Source organism: Natrialba aegyptia DSM 13077 (genome assembly GCF_000337535.1).
Lineage (GTDB): Archaea > Halobacteriota > Halobacteria > Halobacteriales > Natrialbaceae > Natrialba > Natrialba aegyptia.
The window spans coordinates 96254-115051 of sequence record NZ_AOIP01000014.1 but is presented as its reverse complement, the minus strand read 5'-3'; the positions used below and the strand labels follow the sequence as shown (position 1 = coordinate 115051).

Here is an 18798-nt window from a genome sequence, read left to right as displayed (position 1 = left end):
CGAGCGGCCGTCCTCGCAGGAGTAATGACCTCGCCAGAGATCCGCGACAGCACAGTCCTCGTAACCGGTGGTGCGGGGTTCATCGGGAGCCATCTCGTCGGCGCGTTGGCTCCGCACAACGAGGTTCGCGTGCTCGATAACTTCTCGACCGGCTCTCGGGAGTATCTTCCGCCCGTGTCGACGGCGGTCTCAGTACCGGCATCGACACCAACATCAACATCGACATCGGCCTCAGAATCAGAATCATCAGCAACATCGACTGGAACGACGGATTCGACGGATTCCATGGGTTCGACGGACTCGACGACTATCCACGACAACGTCACCGTAATCGACGGCGACATCGGCGACCCCATGGCGCTCCAGCGAGCCGCTCGCGGCGTCGATCTGATCTTCCACCAGGCCGCTCTCGTCAGCGTCTCCCGAAGCGTCGACGCGCCAAGACGGAGCAACGAGACGAATCTCGACGCCAGTCTCCTCGTCTTGGAGCAAGCCCGCCAGGAAGACGCACGGGTCGTCGTCGCCTCGAGCGCCGCGGTCTACGGCCACCCCGATGAGCTCCCGATCTCCGAAACCGCCTCGACGGACCCGAACTCTCCCTACGGAATCCAGAAACTCGCCCTCGACCAGTACACCCGCCGCTACGCCGAACTCTACGACCTGCCCACCGTTGCGCTCCGCTACTTCAACGCCTACGGCCCGCGCCAGCAAGGCCCCTACAGCGGCGTCATCTCCACGTTTCTCGACCAGGCGCGGGCGGACGATCCGATCACCATCGACGGTGACGGCGAACAGACGCGGGACTTCGTCCACGTTTCCGACATCGTCCGGGCAAACCTGCAAGCGGCGACGACCGACGCCGTCGGCACCGCCTACAACATCGGCACCGGCGAACGCACGTCGATCCGCGAGCTCGCTGAACTCGTTCGGGACGCGGTCGGCTCCACTGCCCCGATCGTCCATCGAGAGCCCCGGCCCGGCGACATCAGACACAGCGGGGCAGATATCACCAAGGCGCGCCGTGAACTCGAGTTCGAGGCGCAGGTGGGTCTCGAGTCGGGGATTCGGTCCCTCGTTCAGGAAACCGACCGGTCCGCGACGAGTTCACAGCGGGCGGCGATGGCGGCACAGCACGAGCAGTATTCACAGGAGTAATTAGACGCTGGGATAGCGGGAGGAGAGTGCAATTGCGATCGAGACGAAGCCGAGAGAGGAGTGACAAACAGACAACTGCTCCCCGATAATGCCTCGTCTTCGTTACGAAAGTACTGCATAATTTCCCGGAAGAACCGGCGCTAACGCGACGAGAAGCGTATTGATAGACGGATTAATCGTGCTGTCCAGTTCGTGTAGGTGAGTGATAACTATCGGTATGGGGGGGCTCACACAGTCTATGATCGAGAGCCTCATCGTGTTCGTGGTTAGCCTGCTCATCGGCGCGCTCGGCATCTTCCTCGGTGCCAGGTTCGTCGTCGACACGGACGACTACACGTACGCGTTCATCACGGCGTTGATCGGAGCGGTCGTCTGGGCGGTCGTCGGGTTCTTCCTCGGCTGGATTCCGCTGCTCGGCCCGCTTCTGGTATTCGTCGCGTACCTTGCTGTAATCAACGCTCGCTATCCTGGCGGCTGGGTCGATGCGATCGCGATCACGATCGTCGCCTGGATCTCGGTCCTGGTCATCCTGTACGTCCTCGCGGTCCTCGGCATCACCGGTTTCGAGGCCGCCGGCGTCCCGGGCATCTGATGGCGAGACGGGTGTCGGCTCCCACTGGCTTTCGCTCACGCATCGGCCTTCCAGTCGAATTACCGCTCACTGGTAAAATCGAATTACCAACGGCTACGGTATCCTTCGAAACCGGACGGCGACGGCTCCAGTATCGCGTCGGATTCCCGCACACACCACTTTCTGTGATATACTTACCAAGTAATAACAATACATGATCCATAAAAAATACTTTGAAGGCGGGTGTCGACGGTTCAGAAACGAGTGAGTGAGTCTTCGTTCGTCGTCATCATGAGCATCCACTTTCCCACTACCGTCTCCGACGCGGGACTGCTTCGCTCGGCTAGCGACCACGCCGCGGTCGCTGAACGCGTCGGTTTCGAGCCGACTTTTTCTGCAGTGCCACTTCAGACGAGCAGTGGTGCCCATCTCGCAGCACTCCTCGGACTGCTCCTCTTGACTGCCCTGGGCACTATCCTCGTCGCTCGAGACCGATTACAGAATCGCAGGGCCGACAGCTACGGTGACACCTCCGAACACGATTACGACCACGACAGCAAGCACGGACCCGACTACAAGCATCGACACAAGCACAACCCCAACTACGACTCCCACCGCGACGAGTTCATGACCGACCAGGAGCGGGTCCACAAACTCATCCGCGAGAACGGGGGGCGCATGAAACAGTCTCGCATCGTCGACTCGGTCGACTGGTCGAAAGCGAAGGTGAGCCGGCTGCTGGCTGAACTCGAGGAGGACGACCAGGTGACCAAGTTACGGCTGGGACGGGAGAATCTGGTCTGTTTGCCGGGGCACGAGCCGACGGCGTCGAAGTCGCCGGAGCAGTCGAACGAGTAGTGTATCGCATATCGCGTGTCGTGTGTTATGTATCGTCTGTCGCGAGTCCGTCTAATGTGTGGGAATCGGGGTCACACATTGAAGGGCGACGACAAGTACGGTGTATGTCGAACGGCGACTGGTGTCATTGTGGTTCTCAATCGGTCCTTTCTGCGGGCGACGGGATCGGCGTGTCTGGCGTCAGGAACGCGTAGTGTACAGTTTCCTGGCGAAATGGTTGTGGCGGTTTAAGCGCCACTCCAGCGATGAACGAGTGCCTTCAACGGCACACTATGAACGTACGCAAGAAGCTACTCGTACTGCTCATCACACTGATGATGATAACCTCGGGTGTTGCGATGGTCGCGGGGGCAACATCGGCGAGTGCCAGTGGAAACACGAGCGACCAGGCACACGAGGAGAGCAGTAACGAGGGAGAGACAGCAACCGAGACGACAGCGTCGGAGACGGAGATGGACTCGGGGGCGACAGACGAGGCGGAAACCTCCGATGAGACAGGAACGAACGGCGATGCAGAAGCCGGCGATAATGTGAGTGATGACGGACCGGCACAGACAGCGACGGTGACCTTCGAAGATCAGACGACGGCGGGCGAGACGGTCGTCGTGGAGGAGGCAACGCTTCCTGACGGGGGCTTCGTGACGATTCACAACAGTAGTCTTCTCGTTGGAGAGGCTATCGAGAGCGTGATCGGTACGTCAGCATACCTCGAACCAGGGACGCACGAGAACATCGAGATTACGCTCGACGAGCCGCTTACTGAGGACGAAACGCTGGTCGCCATGCCGCACCTCGATACGAACGACAACCAGGAGTACGACTTCGTCGAGACTGACGGCCAAGAGGACGGCCCGTACGTCACCGATGCAGGCGACGCCGTCACTGCTGAGGCAGTTGTAACGGTCGAAGCGAACGGAACGGCCGACAACGGCGCTGCTGAGATGCCGGCTAACGATACTGAGTCGGCAGACGATAAACCGGTAGACGAGCAACCAGCGGACGGTGAACCGGCAGACGATCAGCCAGCCGCTGATGCACCCGAAGACGAGCAGCCGGCGAACGACACGCCTGCAGCTGAGCAGCCAACGGATGACGAACCGACGGATGACCAACCGGTCGACGATCAGCCAGCCGACACCGCCGCTGGCGATGGTGAACTCACCGTCACGATCAACCGGGCGACCCTTGTCGCACACGGCTTCGAGTGCAGCGACGACGACGACATGTCCGACGAGAAACAGATCGAAGTGACGATCGAACAGCCAACGATCGCCCCACTCGGTCCAGGCGGAATGGAGTCGTCCATGGGCGACCATGCCGGTGACGGTGCGATGCAACCGAACGGTGAAAACGAAACGGCTGTGGACACTGAGACAGAGACTGACACTGACACTGAAACTACCACCGAGACTGAAACTGACACTGAAACCGACACCGGAACGGATACCGAGACGACTACCGAGACAGAAACGGACACTGAGACAGAAACAGACACAGAAACGGAAACGGACTCCGTTAGCACGGCATCCATCGAGAACGCCACCATCTTCGTCCTACTCCACAGCGCAGACGACCTGCCAGCGGACGAGATGACCAACGGCAACCAGAGTGAGATCACGATCGAGCGTGCGACGATCTTCGTCCTCGTTCAGGGACTCGATTCAGCGGCTGACGAACAGGTCGACACCACCGAATCCGAGGACGAGATGGATGTCGAGACCGACACCGAAACTGAAACCACCACTGACACTGACACCGAGACCGACACTGATACTGACACTGACACCGAGACCGACACTGATACTGACACTGACACCGAAACCAACACCACCACCGACGACACCGACGATACTGAACTCGACGACGAAAACGAGACAGTCGAGACGGATACCGAAACTGACGCCAACGACAGTGAGTCAGAAACCGCGTGCTGTGGCGCTGAAGACGACAGCACGATGAACGAGACGGACACGACCACTGATACGGAGTCATCGGAAACCAACGATACTGAACACGAACACGAGGAGAACGACACGACTGCTCCCGTCGAAAACGAGTCGGACGAAGCTGCCACGGCAGAGCCGTGCTGTGATGGTGGGGACGACGAAATGAACGAGACGGAGACGAACGATACCGAATCCCCAGAAACGGACGACGAGACCACTGAGACGGAACCATCGGAGGAGCGAGACGACCATAACGCCAGTGACGGTGCCGCAGACGATGAGCACGACGACGCAACCGATGAATCAGCGGTCGAAGATGCCGATGCCGGTGAACACGAGATAACGATCGAACAGGCGACCATCTTTGTCTTCAGTGCTGACGACAGTGCCGATACTGGGGCCGAGAACGGTATCGACACCGGTGAAGATGGCCACGAGACGGATACCGATACCGAGGCCGATTCGGCGACGGCTGATACCAATGCTACTGACGACGGTATCGAAGACGACAACGGTGTCGCGGAGAACGACTCCACGACGACCGGCATCGAGGACTCGGACAATGTAAGTACCGAGACCGAAACCGAGACTGAGACCGAAACCGAAAACGGCGTCGAAGAGACGGATACCGAAGCGGACGACACAGACGACTACAACGATACCGAAACCAACGGCGATACTGACGAAGCGATGACTGACGATACGGAGGAGACTGATGCCGATACCGAGACGGAGACCGACACTGACACCGACACTAGTGACGACTCCGAGATCTCCGTTACGATCGAACAGGCAACGATCATCGTTGTCAGTATGCACGACTCGGGAATGGACGACATGATGACGAGTTCAGCAGCCGAGGAGTCGGGACCGAGCGCGAACGTGGCTGCGGCACTCGCGTAAGTCGGAAGTGCTTTCGGTCAGCCGATTTTTTCGTTCCGTGCGGATCAGGTGCTGTCGTGGGAGCGCGTGGGAGCGTTGTCTCTGTTGTGGCGAAAACGATAGTTGTGGAGAGTGAAATTGTTATGGAGAGTGCTGTAAACGGCGTTTCTTGGGCATTTGAGTTCGGTGAGTACGGCGACTGTTGAACGTCGCGGGTGGTGAGTACGGCGTGAAAAGAGTGTCTCTGCTGGCGGGAACGGCAGGTGAGTGGCGAGAGTTCAAGCGAAGAGTCGGTAGAGGCTGCTCCCGGCGATGGCGACTAGAATGAGGACGCTCCAGAGGACGGGATCGAGACTGGAAAGCAGCGGGAGGTCGAGTCCGGTGAGGACGATAAGGCCGAGACCGATGACGCAGGCGGCAAGGTGGAGTTGGAGAACTCGAGTGTGATCGCCATCGTGGCCGTCGATATAGGTGATAACGTCCTCGAAGTTCGGACCCGGTTGGATTGTTTTGGTGTCCGAATCGTACTCGATGACTGCGTCTTCCTCGAGTTGAGGGAGATGCGTCTGTTGGAGGGAGACGTAGACGCTTTTGTAGAGGTTATTCGGTACTGATGTCGTTTCGGACTCGGTAGCGGCGATCTCGGTCGCGATGTCTGAGACATCGACCTGTCCGGATTGGTGTGCGAGTAGTTGGACGATTGCTCGTCGTCTGTCGTTGCCGAGAATGTGAAAGACCTCGCTTTCTGCAAGCGACTCGGGACGACTCCTCTGGACAGACATTGCTTATGTATCATTCATTTGTCGCGTCTCGACGCACAGTCCATCATCGTCTCTCATGCACGTCCTCCACTTTGCTGACCACTGACTTTAACCTGCGGTATTAGTTGTTATATGAATACGGACGGAATCATCCGACGGTGAACGCGGTCAGGATAGTACTGACGGCGGCACAACGCGATTACGATCCGATTTTCACACGAGTACCAATTCGATTAGTACCAGTCGTCTGCGATAAAAATTGTACGTCGTTCGACCGATTCCGGTCGTGTCTTGGCGAGCAGTCGTGGAGTCAGTCGGATTCGGTACTGGGGAGGTGGCCACCGGATTGCATCTCACGATATGTTGTACAGGCCGGACAGCCGTGGACGATGTCGCCGTTGTCGCCGAAGACGCGGGCGAACTGTTGGGTGACGTGTGTATCGCAGTTGCGACAGCGGGCACCTGCGGTCGACGATTCCATCGGTCGCCAGTTTTGGTGTGGAGAGTTCATGGGTGGATGGTGGGTATGGGAGCGGTTTAGCGCATTCCAACCGAGGGGGGCAGATCCGAATAAAGGACTGCGACTGTTCACTCTCGTCGGTGGATCTGCGCTGGAGAAATGCACAATTTCCCGCCGAATAGCGGCGTTATCCGGATATCTCGGACGTTCTGCTCGGAATTGATCCGGGTCGACCTCAATCCGAATTTGGATCGGTTGGACCGTGTTCGGTGGGAAACGACGCTGTGACCGTGAATCTCACTGACCGAAAGAATCGGTTTCGATATCGAAATCCCATGTTTCGCGCCGGAATGCGTGACTTTCCGTCTCGAAGGCACATCGTTATAAAATACCGCTTTCGCTTACCAGTTTGATTGCTGGACCATACCAGGTGAGTACGACGATGTCCACGAAAGCGAGTAATACCCAATCGAACCCGGCGACTGAGTCGACAGTCCAACTCGACGTTCTCGGCGACGAATGCGCGCGGACGATCCTCGTCGCAACGAGTTCAGGACCGAAGACGGCGAAGGAACTGACCGATCGGACTGATAGCTCGTCCGCGACGGTGTACCGGCGGATAAATAATTTGCTCGAGGGAGATCTCCTCGCCGAATGTGTTCGGTTCGAGGACGACGGATCGCACACGACGGCGTACGAGGCGACCGTCGAACAGGTGCGCGTCCGGATCGACGACGAAGGTATCGATGTCGCGCTCTCTGTGACGGACGAGTGACGGGCGATCGACGGAGTATGCGCGGCAGTGTATGCGTGTGTCTGTCATCCGCGCGTTCGTGATGGTGAGGTGACGATAATTGGAGGAAACGCAGACAAGCCGATATTCAGGGTTCTTGGACAGTCATGAACGGATGGTTGTCACGGGAACAATCGATTTAGACACTTTGAAAAATACTGAAAGGAGTACTAACAACGCTGTATGATACGGATAACAAATATCTATTCTGTGGTACGGTCACTGTGATTGAGCAATGCACGATCTGACCGGTTTCCAGCGCGATTTGCTGTACGTCATTGCAGGCGCAGACCAGCCTTCTGGACAAACTGTCAAGGACGAGGTTGAGAAGTACTATAGCTCGGAGATCAATCACGGACGGTTGTATCCGAACCTGGATACGCTCGTCAACAAAGAACTGGTCGAGAAAGGACAGCTCGACAGGCGAACGAACTACTACGCGATTACTGATGACGGGCGCCAACAGATCGATGACCGGCGTGAGTGGGAGGAACAATACGTCGACTTCTGACTGCGGTAGTCGTCTTTTTCTGCAGTTCCGTATGCGTGCGGTGACGAGTTCGGAGCGACTGCTCGGGTCCGTGCGTCCCTGAGGGTTGGGTAGAACGTCCAAGACGAGGCGAGTCATCGGGAACTGCGCTTCGGTCATATACCGATCGCTGATAGTGAGATCAAAAAATGATTGTAGATTGAAATATAGCGCGCATAACAAAGCGGACATTCGTGGAGGCGAGAGACGAGATGGTTGTTACAGCGCGTTCGAGTTCCGTGACGAGTTCGACCGATGCGAGTAGTACTGGCCCCGTCGGGCGCGTGGGGGTGTTACACAGATGAGTTTACGAACGAGCACGCAGACTCGGATCGGGTCCGTACGACGGTATCCGGGCGATCTGGCGATCGTGTCACTCGTTGCGATCGGCGCATACGTCGCCGTCACGAGTGCGGCTGACGAGACGGCGCTCCGACTGATCGCGGCGCTGCCGCTCGTGCTGTTCGTCCCGGGGTACGCACTCGTATCGGTACTGTTTCCAGCGGGCGAGCGCGACGCCCGGGAGACGACCGCGACGGCCGTCGATGCTGAAACCTATCCGCGCGGCATCGACGTGGTCGAGCGACTCGGGTTGGCGCTTGCGGTTTCGGTCGCCGTCGTGCCCCTGCTCGCACTCGGGTTGGCGGTTACCGAGTGGGGACTCGGAACCGCGTCGACCGCGGCCGCACTCTGCGTGTTTACCGTCGTAGTGGCACAGATCGGCGTGATTCGCCGGCTTCGTGTCCCCGAGGCGAAACGGTTCCGGGTCGCACCGATTGCCGCTCTGGCCGGCTTTCGCCAGGGTGAGAGCGGAGCCGTAACCGTCACGTCGCTGCTTCTCGGGGTTGCAATCGTCGTCGCGGCCGGAGCCCTCCTCGTTGGCCTGATCGCACCGGTCTCCTCCGGCGGGTTCAGCCAACTCGCCCTGTACTCCGAAAACGAGAGCGGTGACCTCGTCACCGGTGGTATCCAGGACGAAGTCGCACCCGGCGAGTCGGTTCCCGTTACGGTCGAAATGGAGAACCAGGCGGGTGAAGAGATGACATACACGGCCGTCGTCCAACAACAAACGCTCGAAGACGACACAGTCGTCGACCGAACCGAACTCGATACGATCAGTGCGACCGTTACGGACGGGTCGAGCGCACAGGAAGAACTCGAGGTGACGCCGACGGCGGAGTCGGGTGAAACCGTTCGTATCAGCGTGCTCCTCTACGAGGACGAGGCGCCGAGCGAGCCGACGGCCGAGGACGCTCTCGCCGAGACGACCTTCTGGGTGACGGTGACCGAAGACGCCGGCGCGTAGCGGATTCGCTGTACCGCTCTTTCGTCGCTTCTTGATGGTGAGTGACACGCTTTTTAGCCAGTAATTCAGCTGTGGCTTCGCGAACGGGTGACCGACGAGAGTTCTGCCGTCGCTACCGCCATCGCCACCGTCCGGAGTGGCGATTGCGACGAACTGGACCTGTGTGACAATGACCGTGTCCGTGTTCCCAACATCTCAGAAACGCAGTTGAGGGGACCCGAGGCGGCTGTTTTGGTGCCCGTGAGGAAAACGGAGGAACTCGACGATATCGTGCCGGTCACTGCGGTCAACGCCGGGGTTGGGGGAGACAATCGCACCGGTCGAAGCGCTTGGTTGCGAGGGTGCGTTCGCCGAGCTAGTTGGTAGCGTTTCGAGCCCGAGCGATCCGGACGGATCGTCGCCGAGCAGATCGACGCTGCCCTGCAGACGAGCGTGGCCCATCAACCGATCGTATCGCACTCTCTTCCGAACACGCCTCGTCACCGATTCTGACGGAATGCGTTCCGAACGGTTCACGTTGCCAATCTCGTCTGCAACCCGCGTTCGTTTTGGCGACGGTTGTGCGACTGGGCGTGATGACGTGTGCGGCGTAACCGTCTCGGTTACCCGTCCGTCAGTCAGCCCGCGTCGCGGCGCTCACACTCACCGGTGGGTGACGGCGCGCCGACGAGCGGCCACGAACGGCTGTGAGAAGGGTGGGCGTTCGAACAGGGTCGAGGGCGCTCCTGTCCGAGAAGACTATCGACTCGCGGAACCGAACGGCAGCTCGAGGTCCGGCCGCCGCGAGACGTGCTGTGCGATCGAGACCGCGAAGACGCCGACACAGACTACAAGTGCGACAAACGGTGCGACAGCGGTCGTCAGCGGGCCAACGGCGAGCCACGCAACGGCGAATGCACCGACTCCGAGCGCCGAGACGACCGCGTAGAACCGGTGCCAGGGTCGCTGTGCACCGAGTCGTCGGTCGAGGTACGGCTCGAAGAGTTCGTCGCTCGGCAAGAGCGTGATGCTGTGGCTGTCGGGGTCCCAGTCGACGATGCCGTGGTCTTCGAGCATCGGCAGGTGAGTCTGGTACAGCGAAATGTAGACCCGTCGGCGCTGGGTCCGCGTGACATCGTCGGGATCGGTATCGTTCTCCCAGGCGGCGACCTGTTCGACGAGCGGTGCGAGATCGCAGGTGCTGCCCTGGCGTTTCAGGTACTGTACCGCGCGACGCCGTCGGGCGTTGCTGAACACGTCGAAGAGTTCAGCCTGTGTGAACTCCTGATCAGACATGGGTGCCCTCACGGTCCCGAATCAGCTGTCGATCGGGGGTGTTCGAATACCTCACGTCCCCGAGTGAGAGACACTCGGCCTTTACTATCGCGCGGCTACCTGCTCGAAACCCGATTGTACCGGTTAGCGTTCGTGAAAGACGCCAGATCCAACGATTCACGGCATCTATGGGGAGATACGATCGATGAGGGTGTCGGGTGAGGCCCGTTCTGTAGGGAGGGCGTAGCCCGGCCGCGTCGCTGTAGTTCGTGGCTACGAACTCGTCAAGACGGGGATAACAAAACCTCGTTACCGGCTGTATCAGGACGATTCCCTCGCGGGTATCGAGTAACCAATGACACAGCATAACCGACGACGATCCGCCGCGGTGGCGTGTACGACGGGGCTTCTCAGTCTCGAGCGGGCGATCGTCGACCGACCGCGACAGCGACGGACCGAGCGACAGTCACGCGGTGGAGGGCCGAACAGATGACGGCGTTCGAGTCCGGCGAGGACTGTACGATCGATCCCGAGGCGACGGTTGGCTACGGCGAGTTCGACGAGCCGACGCTGCTCGGCGACGGCGCGACGATCAGGGCCGGCTCGATCGTCTACGGGGACGTGACGATCGGTGACGAGTTCACGACGGGCCACGACGTGCTCGTCCGTGAGGCGACCGCGATCGGCGACGACGTGCTCGTCGGGACCAAGACGGTTATCGACGGGCAGACGCGGATCGGCTCGCACGTGAGCCTGCAGACGAACGTGTACGTGCCGACGGAGACGCGGATCGGCTCGAACGTTTTCGTCGGTCCTGGTGCGGTGCTGACCAACGACGAGTATCCGGTTCGTACCGACAACGGTCTCGAGGGGCCGACGATCGAGGACGGCGCATCGATCGGCGCGAACGCGACGCTGTTGCCGGGCGTGACGATCGGTGAGGGTGCGTTTGTCGCGGCTGGAGCGGTCGTTACGGACGACGTTCCGCCCGGGCGGCTCGCGGTCGGTGCGCCGGCGACGATCGAATCGCTTCCTGGGCCACTTGACGGACCGAATCAGCTCTCATGACTGAGAAATCGCCAGACGATCCGACGGAGAGTGAGGAGAAGAGCGAAACGGACCCGTCGATTCAACGGGGTCGGGCCGCACCCGACGGCGGAACCGAGGCCAGAACCGAGACGAGCGCCGTCGAACCCGTTGACGACGTTCCGATCGCGGATCCGGATCTCAGTTCGACGGAGATAGAGCGCGTCAGAGCGGTGTTGGAGGATGGAACGCTCGCCGACGGACCCGAAGTCAGGGCTTTCGAGGGCGAGTTCGCCGGGTTCTGTCGGACTCAGGCCGCGGTTGCGACCTCGAACGGGACGACCGCCCTTCACGCCGCGCTCGAGGCGTTCGGCGTCGGCGAGGGCGACGCGGTCGTCACCTCTCCGTTCTCGTTCGTCGCGAGTGCGAACGCGATCCGGCTTACGGGGGCGACGCCAGTCTTCGCGGATATCGACCCCGACACGTACACGCTCGATCCGACTGCTGTCGAGCGCGTGCTGGCGGAACGCGACGACATCGTCGGCCTCCTGCCGGTTCACCTCTACGGCCTGCCGGCGCGGATGCCGGCGCTGTGCGATCTCGCCGAAGAACACGACCTCTTCGTCCTCGAAGACGCCTGTCAGGCCCACGGCGCGACGGTCGACGGCAAGCGCGTCGGCGGGCTCGGCGACGCCGCCTGCTTCTCGTTCTATCCGACGAAGAACATGACGACCGGCGAGGGCGGCATCGTCACGACCGATCGCGAAGACGTTGCCGAGAGCGTTAGACAGTACGTCAACCACGGCCGGGCCCCCGGAGAAACCGGCGGCTACGACCACGTTTCCCTCGGTCACAACTACCGGATGACGAGCCTGGCCGCCGCCATCGGCCGCGTCCAACTCCAGCGCCTGCTCGAGTTCAACGAGGCGCGCCGGGAACACGCCGCCTCCTACGACGACCAGTTTGCGGAGCTGCCGCTCGAGACGCCGACGGTGCCGGAGGGGTACGGCCACGTCTATCACCAGTATACGGTACGGACCGAGGATCCGGCCGAGCGGGACGCGCTCGCGGACGCGCTTGCGGAGCGCAACGTCGACTCGGCGATCTACTACGATCCGCCGATCCACCGCCAGCCGGCCTACGAGACGGTGAGTACGGCTGCCGCGTCGCTGCCCGAGGCGGAGCGAGCGGCCGAGACCGTTCTCTCACTGCCGGTCCACCCGAGTCTCTCCGAGCGCGAGCGCCGAACCGTCGTCGAAGCCGTCCACGATCACTTCAATCTATGAGTACGGAAGGAACGCGATCTCCATCGACACGACCGATCCGGGTCGGCGTCATCGGCGTCGGCTCCATGGGGAAGAATCACGCGCGCGTCTACAACGAATTGCCCGGCGTCGAACTCGTCGGCGTCGCCGACCACGACGCGAGCGTCGCAAAGCAGGTCGCCGCGGAGTACGGCACGGCGGCGCTCGACAGCGAGACGCTGTGCCGGCGCTGTGATGCCGTCACGGTCGCCGTGCCGACCCAGGTCCATTACGAGACGGTATCGACCTGTCTCGACGCCGGCGTGCACGTGCTGGTCGAAAAACCGATCGCCAGAACCGTCGAGGAGGGCCGTGCGCTGGCCGAACAGGCGCGAGACGCGGGACTCGTCCTGCAGGTCGGCCACATCGAGCGATTCAACCCGGCCGTCCAGACGGTGATGGAACTCATCGAGGACCTGGACGTCATCGGTCTCGAAGCCGAGCGCCTCGGCCCGCCGGTCGACCGGACGACCCGCGCAAACGTCGTTTTCGACCTGATGGTCCACGACGTCGACATCGTCGGCTCGATCCTCGACGACCGGCCCACCTCGGTCAACGCCATCGGCACCGACGACGGCCAGTACGCGACCGCGACGATGGCCTACGACGACGTGGTCGCCTCGCTGACCGCGAGCCGCGTCACCCAGAAGAAGGTGCGCAAACTCACCGTCACGGCCCGCGAGTGTCTCGTCGAAGTCGACTACCTGGAGCAGTCCGTCCTGATTCACCGCGACTCCTACCCCGAATACCTCACCGACGACGGGCCGAACCGCTACCGCCACGAGAGCGTCGTCGAAAACGCCCGCGTCGACAACGGCGAACCGCTGCGCCACGAACTCGAGTCCTTCGTCAACGCGGTTCGAACCGGCGTCGAACCGGCAGTTACGGCCGAAGACGGCGTCAAAGCGCTTCGGACGGTCCAGACGATCGAGTCGCTCGTCTCGGGGGAGACCCCGCGCCGAGAACAGGAGGTGGAAGCCTGATGCAGACGGGCGACGCGCCTGAACAACCGGAATCGGTCCGGAAGACGGCACTCTACGGCACGGCTGTCCCAGCCGACCGTCAACGAGAGCGCCTTACCGACGGAGACGTTCCCGTCGCCGTCTACGGGCTCGGGAAGATGGGCCTTCCGCTCGCAGCCGTCTACGCCGAAACAGCCGGCAACGTGACCGGCGTCGACATCGACCCCGCCGTCGTCGAGACGGTGACCGCCGGCGAGAGCCACGTCGTCGGCGAACCCGACCTCGCCGAACTCGTCGCCGAACAGGTCCGGCAGGGACGGCTCGACGCCACGACCGACGGCCCCGCTGCCGCCGCCGAGGCCCGAGTTCACGTCATCATCGTCCCGACGCTGCTAGACGAGGAGAACGAGCCGAATCTGACGACGGTCGAGTCCGTCGCCGCGGACATCGCGGCCGGCCTCTCTCCCGGCGACCTGGTCATCGCCGAGTCGACCCTCCCGCCGGGAACCTGCCGGGACGTACTTCAGCCGTTCCTGGCGGCCGAAAGCGGACTCGATCCCGAGGAGTTCGGCCTCGCGTTCTGTCCCGAGCGGACCTCCTCCGGAACCGCGCTGCGGGATATCCGCGGCCAGTATCCGAAGGTCGTCGGCGGCACCGACGACGAGAGCACCCGCGCCGCGGCGCTCGTCTACGACGAACTCTCGGCCAACGACGTGCACCCGGTCGCCGACGCGACGACCGCGGAGGCCGTCAAGGTGTTCGAGGGGATCTACCGCGACGTGAACATCGCGCTGGCGAACGAACTCGGCCGGCTCGCGGACGACCTCGGCATCTCGGTTCGCGAGGCCATCGAGACGGCCAACGACCTGCCGATGTGCCAGCTCCACGACCCCGGTCCCGGCGTCGGCGGCCACTGCATTCCCTACTACCCGCACTTCCTGCTCTCGCAGATGGACGAGCCGATGGCCCTCACGCGGACGGCGCGAGCGGTCAACGAGTCCATGCCCTCGGTCGTCGTCGACCGACTCGACCGCGAACTCGCGGCCGTCGGCACCGATCTGGACGGTGCATCGATCGCCGTTCTCGGAATTACCTACCGTCCCGGCGTCGAGGAAACGCGGGCCTCGCCCGCGCTGGGGGTTATCGACGAGCTTCAGGAACGCGGTGCCGACGTTGCGGGCGTCGATCCCCTGGTCGACCCCGCCGACTACGGCGCGCGACCCCTTTCGATCGACGAGTTCGAATCGTCGGCAGTCGACGGCGCGGTCGTCGTCACTCCCCACGACGAGTTCGGCCGCATCGACTGGGACGCCGCGGAGCCGATGGTGGTCGTCGACGGCCGGGACGCAACCGAACTCGAGGAGACGACACACCGCGTGTACACGCTTGCGGGGTCGCGACGCGGCCGGCCGCCGCGGCCCGGCGCTCGAAGCGCCAGCAGTGAGGGTGACGCCAACCCGACGGACGCCGTCAGCGAGGAGAGCGACGGTCGGCGGCTGAGCGAGGACGCCGGCGGCGACTCGCCGAACGAATCAGCGGCGAACCGAACGGATGGTGGGACCGATGTACAGGGGTAAATCGATCGGCGTCGTCGTCACGGCCTACAAGGAGTCGGCGTTCGTCGATCGGGTGATCGAGACGGTGCCGTCGTACGTCGATCGGATCTACGCCGTCGACGACGCCTCGCCGGACGATAGCTGGGCGGTGATTCAGCGGGCTGCAGCCCGCGTCAACGCCGAAAGCGAGCCGGAGCGAGCTGCCGCCGACGGAGGTGACGGTCGCCGCGTCGTTCCGGTCCGCCACGACGAGAATCGTGGCTACGGCGCGGCGGTCAAGACGGGATACGAGCGCGCCGCACGCGACGGGATCGACGTCGTCGCCGTCATGAACGGGGACGGCCAGATGGATCCGACGATCCTCGAGCGGATCATCGATCCCGTCGTCGACGGCGAGGCCGACTACGCGAAGGGGAATCGGCTGCTGTACGCCGAGGACCGCGAAGGAATGTCGACGTTCCGGTTCGTCGGTAACGCGCTTCTCTCCGGACTCTCGAAGTTCGCTTCGGGCTACTGGACGATCAGCGACCCCCAGAACGGCTACACCGCCATCTCGCGCGAGGCCATCGACGAACTCGACCTGGACGCGATCACGGACCAGTACGGGTTTCTCAATCACCTCCTCACGCACCTCAGCGTCAACGACTGCCGCGTCGCCGACGTGTCGATGTCGGCGCTCTACGGCGACGAGGAAAGCAGCATCAGGTACGCCCCGTTCGTTCGGTTCGTCTCGCTGCTCCTCTTACGGAGCTTCTACTGGCGGCTCAAACGCCAGTACGTGATCGAGCGCTTTCACCCCGCCGTCCTGTTCTACGCGGCTGGAACGGCCGGACTCGCCGTCGGGAGCGGCGGCCTCGCCGGTTCGATCGTTCAGGCTGCACGCGGCAGGGACGGGTTCACGGGCGCGCTCGCATCCGTTCTCGCAGTACTGGTCGGCGTCGTCTCCCTCGGCGTCGCGATCTCGATGGACGCAGCGGAGAACGAATCGCTCCAACGAACCCGGTACGAGGACAGTACCGACCGCGAACGAGCCGCCCTCGAGCAGCCGGCCGAGCCGAACCGGACCGACTCGCCCGAGTAGCCTGTTTTTCCGTCTCCCGCTCACCGTACCGCCGATCGCGGGCGCAACACCGCGCGCGCCGGTGAGTCGAGTGCAGCGAGATCCCCGCGGGCCTCGGCGACCGCGACGAGTAGATCGGTCAGGTTCACGAGATCACCAACGTACGCCTGCCGGCGGCGCTGCCAGCGGTCGGTGGCGTCCGTCCGCACGAGTTCGACCGCCCGGTCGCAGAGTGCGGCGTAGTCGTCGAACTGCTCGGCCAGACCCGCGCGTTCGAGTTCGCTGAACTCGCCGTACTCGTGGTCGTCGGTTCCCTGGTAGCGAAGCGCCGGCGTCCCGAGCAAGCCGGCCTCGTTGACCATCGTGCCCGTATCGGCGACGAGCAGGTCGGCTCCCGCCATCGCGTCGTGGATCAACGCCGGATGGAGGTCGTAGGGTCTGGCCGGCAGGTCGCCGAAGTCCATCGTTCCGCTCTCGTCCGAGACGAAGACGGTCGCGTGCTCGCTCAGCCGTTCGAGGAGATCGCGTCGCTGGTCCCGCGAGAAGCCCTCAATGTTGGCATCGTGGAGCGCGTCCATCGCGTTGAAGCGAACGAGCGCGTACGACTCGTCCGGATCGAGCGCGAGGAACTCGTGAATCGCTCGATCCGCCTCGAAGACGTCGGGGTGGAGATACGCGCACTCCTTGAACCCGTCGAAGGTGTAGTGGTCGTCGCCGAGGTCGCGACGGGTGACTTCCGGCGACAGGATGCAGTCGGCGAACGGTCGGGAGACGGTGTGATTGAAGTCGCCCGGTTCGTCGTCCAGCACGAGGACGACGGGCGTTCGGGTGACGGTTCCCGCCAGCGCGGCGTACGGGCCACGACCGAAGACGACATCGGGATCGAACCGCCTCGCCTCCCAGACGATCCGGCCGAACTGCTCGCCCAGCTCGCGAGCGAGTTGCGGTTTCGATGGTGCGCGCGTCTCGTGGGTCCCGTACCGCCGGTAGGGCAGCCCGAAGAACTCGAGTAGGTCGGTCGTACAGGCGTACTCCCGGGTCAGAACGAGCACCTCGTGACCCGCCTCCGCGAGGTGATCGACGGCGTGCCGATACAGATGCACGTGCGCGGGAGTGTTGGCAAAGACGAGAACTCGCATCGCCCACAGCTAGACGCTTCGGCTGCTTTGTAATCGTACACGTACAGTAGCACGTGTAAAACACCCATAATCGGTATATTCACTCCCGTCTGACCGTTCAGAAAAGGTTCTGGATAACAAAACGCCGCCGGTGAGAGACACCGATACCGAGATGCACGTGCTCACGCTGACGACGAACGCCGATGCGCCGTTTTTGACCGAGCAGATGCGTGCACTCGAACGGCGCGGCGTCACCTTCTCGACGCTATCGGTGTCGGGAACGGTCGACGGCGAAACGTCGCGAAGCCCGCTCGAGTACCTCAAGTTCTTCCCCTCGGTACTCCGCGAGGCCGGCAACGGCTACGACCTGATCCATGCCCACTACGGCCTGACGGCACCGATGGCGCTCGCACAGGTTCGCAAACCCGTCATCCTCTCGCTGTGGGGCTCCGATATTTACGGCCCCGTCGAACCGGTGAGCCGAGCCTGCGCGCCGCTGTGTGATGAACTCGTGGTCATGTCAGAAGAGATGCGGACGTACCTGGACCGGGACTGCACCGTGATCCCCGACGGCGTCGATCTCGAGAAGTTCCGGCCGAGCCCGCAACGTCGCGCCCGCGAGACGGTCGACTGGGACGACGACGCTCACCACGTCCTCTTTCCCTACACGCCCGAGCGCGAGGTGAAGAACTACCCGCGAGCACGGCGGATCGTCAACGCGGTCAACGGTCTGGTCGACCGCCCGGTACGATTGCACACGGTTTACGACGCCGACCACGACGAGATCCCCGACTACATGAACGCCGCCGACGCCCTGCTTTTGACCTCGCACAGCGAGGGCTCGCCGAACTCGGTAAAGGAGGCGATGGCCTGCAATCTGCCCGTCGTCGCGGTCGATGTCGGCGACGTTCGAGAGCGACTCGAGGACGTCTCACCGTCCTGTGTCGCAACGAGCGACGAAGCGTTGATCGACGGCCTCCGAGACACCCTCGAACGCGGCGATCGATCGAACGGCAGGGAGGCCGCACAGGAGATTAGCGTCGATCGGACGGCGGAGCGCTGGCTCGACGTGTACGAACAGGTCGCGTACGGGAGCTACTGAACTCGAGTCCCGTTCGATCGCGTGGCGCGCGTGCAACCGGCGTCGAGTAACGAACGCCTCTCGTCTTCACCATTCGTGCCGCGGCACGTTCGAGTCAAACCGGGGCAGTCATGCCCCTGGAACAGACGGAACGGTGACAGCTACACACCGATACC

At 62.4% G+C, this 18798-nt stretch carries 17 protein-coding genes; 13 read left to right on the top strand and 4 right to left on the bottom strand.

Annotation, left to right across the window (positions count from 1 at the left end; genetic code table 11):
- Positions 1–24: 24 nt before the first annotated feature.
- The 4 genes from C480_RS03420 (at position 25) to C480_RS03405 (ending at position 5433) form a co-directional block, all read left to right on the top strand.
- Positions 25–1155, top strand: a complete 1131-nt coding sequence (locus C480_RS03420) for an NAD-dependent epimerase/dehydratase family protein (protein WP_006664226.1) — start codon at positions 25–27, stop codon at positions 1153–1155.
- A 238-nt stretch (positions 1156–1393) separates the two neighbouring features.
- Positions 1394–1747, top strand: a complete 354-nt coding sequence (locus tag C480_RS03415) for a hypothetical protein (RefSeq protein WP_006664225.1) — start codon at positions 1394–1396, stop codon at positions 1745–1747.
- 243 nt (positions 1748–1990) lie between these two features.
- Positions 1991–2584 carry a helix-turn-helix transcriptional regulator gene (locus tag C480_RS03410; protein WP_006664224.1) on the top strand — a complete coding sequence of 198 codons (594 nt, stop codon included), beginning with the start codon at positions 1991–1993 and terminating at the stop codon, positions 2582–2584.
- A 272-nt stretch (positions 2585–2856) separates the two neighbouring features.
- Positions 2857–5433 carry a DUF7282 domain-containing protein gene (locus C480_RS03405; RefSeq protein ID WP_006664223.1) on the top strand — a complete coding sequence of 859 codons (2577 nt, stop codon included), beginning with the start codon at positions 2857–2859 and terminating at the stop codon, positions 5431–5433.
- 257 nt (positions 5434–5690) lie between these two features.
- Here C480_RS03405 and C480_RS03400 read toward each other — a convergent pair whose 3' ends face one another.
- Together C480_RS03400 and C480_RS22015 are read right to left on the bottom strand one after the other, a co-directional pair.
- On the bottom strand, positions 5691–6194 hold the full coding sequence (locus tag C480_RS03400) for a DUF7344 domain-containing protein (protein ID WP_006664222.1): 504 nt from the start codon (positions 6192–6194) through the stop codon (positions 5691–5693).
- A gap of 289 nt (positions 6195–6483) precedes the next feature.
- Positions 6484–6654, bottom strand: coding sequence for a DUF7563 family protein (locus tag C480_RS22015; protein ID WP_006664221.1), 171 nt, complete (start codon positions 6652–6654; stop codon positions 6484–6486).
- A gap of 421 nt (positions 6655–7075) precedes the next feature.
- On the opposite strand from C480_RS22015, the gene C480_RS03395 reads away from it, so the two are divergent.
- From C480_RS03395 to C480_RS03385, 3 genes are all read left to right on the top strand, one after another.
- On the top strand, positions 7076–7408 hold the full coding sequence (locus tag C480_RS03395; RefSeq protein ID WP_006109693.1) for a winged helix-turn-helix domain-containing protein: 333 nt from the start codon (positions 7076–7078) through the stop codon (positions 7406–7408).
- Positions 7409–7661: 253 nt separating this feature from the next.
- Positions 7662–7937, top strand: coding sequence for a PadR family transcriptional regulator (locus C480_RS03390; RefSeq protein WP_006109692.1), 276 nt, complete (start codon positions 7662–7664; stop codon positions 7935–7937).
- Positions 7938–8256: 319 nt separating this feature from the next.
- Positions 8257–9261, top strand: a complete 1005-nt coding sequence (locus C480_RS03385; RefSeq protein WP_006664220.1) for a DUF1616 domain-containing protein — start codon at positions 8257–8259, stop codon at positions 9259–9261.
- Positions 9262–9999: 738 nt separating this feature from the next.
- On the opposite strand, the gene C480_RS03375 is transcribed toward C480_RS03385, so the two are convergent.
- Positions 10000–10536, bottom strand: a complete 537-nt coding sequence (locus tag C480_RS03375) for a DUF7344 domain-containing protein (protein ID WP_006664218.1) — start codon at positions 10534–10536, stop codon at positions 10000–10002.
- Between the two features lie 468 nt (positions 10537–11004).
- Between C480_RS03375 and C480_RS03370 the strand changes: the two genes are divergently transcribed.
- From C480_RS03370 to C480_RS03350, 5 genes are read left to right on the top strand one after another with little or no spacing between them, the layout of a single operon-like run.
- The gene (locus C480_RS03370) at positions 11005–11583 is read left to right on the top strand and encodes an acyltransferase (RefSeq protein ID WP_049903190.1); all 579 of its coding nucleotides are present in this window, start codon (positions 11005–11007) and stop codon (positions 11581–11583) included.
- A complete protein-coding gene (locus tag C480_RS03365) occupies positions 11580–12827 on the top strand; it encodes a DegT/DnrJ/EryC1/StrS family aminotransferase (RefSeq protein ID WP_006664216.1) in 1248 nt (415 codons plus the stop codon). Before C480_RS03370 ends, C480_RS03365 begins: the two co-directional genes overlap by 4 nt.
- A complete protein-coding gene (locus tag C480_RS03360) occupies positions 12824–13828 on the top strand; it encodes a Gfo/Idh/MocA family protein (RefSeq protein WP_006664215.1) in 1005 nt (334 codons plus the stop codon). Before C480_RS03365 ends, C480_RS03360 begins: the two co-directional genes overlap by 4 nt.
- Positions 13828–15384: a nucleotide sugar dehydrogenase gene (locus tag C480_RS03355; RefSeq protein ID WP_006664214.1), complete on the top strand. Its 1557-nt coding sequence runs from the start codon at positions 13828–13830 to the stop codon at positions 15382–15384. Before C480_RS03360 ends, C480_RS03355 begins: the two co-directional genes overlap by 1 nt.
- Positions 15371–16444, top strand: a complete 1074-nt coding sequence (locus tag C480_RS03350; protein WP_006664213.1) for a glycosyltransferase family 2 protein — start codon at positions 15371–15373, stop codon at positions 16442–16444. Before C480_RS03355 ends, C480_RS03350 begins: the two co-directional genes overlap by 14 nt.
- 20 nt (positions 16445–16464) lie before the next feature.
- On the opposite strand, the gene C480_RS03345 is transcribed toward C480_RS03350, so the two are convergent.
- Entirely contained in the window at positions 16465–17562 is a 1098-nt protein-coding gene (locus tag C480_RS03345; protein ID WP_006664212.1) for a DUF354 domain-containing protein, read from the bottom strand.
- A 151-nt stretch (positions 17563–17713) separates the two neighbouring features.
- On the opposite strand from C480_RS03345, the gene C480_RS03340 reads away from it, so the two are divergent.
- Complete coding sequence (locus C480_RS03340; protein WP_006664211.1) at positions 17714–18643, top strand: glycosyltransferase; 930 nt, start codon at positions 17714–17716, stop codon at positions 18641–18643.
- Positions 18644–18798 lie beyond the last annotated feature (155 nt).

What these genes read in the sequence shown, in the direction of transcription:
- C480_RS03420 (WP_006664226.1), top strand. Translation starts at nt 25, where the DNA reads ATGACCTCGCCAGAGATCCGCGACAGCACAGTCCTCGTAACCGGTGGT.
- C480_RS03415 (WP_006664225.1), top strand. Translation starts at nt 1,394, where the DNA reads ATGATCGAGAGCCTCATCGTGTTCGTGGTTAGCCTGCTCATCGGCGCG.
- C480_RS03385 (WP_006664220.1), top strand. Translation starts at nt 8,257, where the DNA reads ATGAGTTTACGAACGAGCACGCAGACTCGGATCGGGTCCGTACGACGG.
- C480_RS03375 (WP_006664218.1), bottom strand. Translation starts at nt 10,536, where the DNA reads ATGTCTGATCAGGAGTTCACACAGGCTGAACTCTTCGACGTGTTCAGC.
- C480_RS03395 (WP_006109693.1), top strand. Translation starts at nt 7,076, where the DNA reads ATGTCCACGAAAGCGAGTAATACCCAATCGAACCCGGCGACTGAGTCG.
- C480_RS22015 (WP_006664221.1), bottom strand. Translation starts at nt 6,654, where the DNA reads ATGGAATCGTCGACCGCAGGTGCCCGCTGTCGCAACTGCGATACACAC.
- C480_RS03390 (WP_006109692.1), top strand. Translation starts at nt 7,662, where the DNA reads ATGCACGATCTGACCGGTTTCCAGCGCGATTTGCTGTACGTCATTGCA.
- C480_RS03350 (WP_006664213.1), top strand. Translation starts at nt 15,371, where the DNA reads ATGTACAGGGGTAAATCGATCGGCGTCGTCGTCACGGCCTACAAGGAG.
- C480_RS03340 (WP_006664211.1), top strand. Translation starts at nt 17,714, where the DNA reads ATGCACGTGCTCACGCTGACGACGAACGCCGATGCGCCGTTTTTGACC.
- C480_RS03400 (WP_006664222.1), bottom strand. Translation starts at nt 6,194, where the DNA reads ATGTCTGTCCAGAGGAGTCGTCCCGAGTCGCTTGCAGAAAGCGAGGTC.
- C480_RS03355 (WP_006664214.1), top strand. Translation starts at nt 13,828, where the DNA reads ATGCAGACGGGCGACGCGCCTGAACAACCGGAATCGGTCCGGAAGACG.
- C480_RS03365 (WP_006664216.1), top strand. Translation starts at nt 11,580, where the DNA reads ATGACTGAGAAATCGCCAGACGATCCGACGGAGAGTGAGGAGAAGAGC.
- C480_RS03370 (WP_049903190.1), top strand. Translation starts at nt 11,005, where the DNA reads ATGACGGCGTTCGAGTCCGGCGAGGACTGTACGATCGATCCCGAGGCG.
- C480_RS03360 (WP_006664215.1), top strand. Translation starts at nt 12,824, where the DNA reads ATGAGTACGGAAGGAACGCGATCTCCATCGACACGACCGATCCGGGTC.
- C480_RS03345 (WP_006664212.1), bottom strand. Translation starts at nt 17,562, where the DNA reads ATGCGAGTTCTCGTCTTTGCCAACACTCCCGCGCACGTGCATCTGTAT.
- C480_RS03405 (WP_006664223.1), top strand. Translation starts at nt 2,857, where the DNA reads ATGAACGTACGCAAGAAGCTACTCGTACTGCTCATCACACTGATGATG.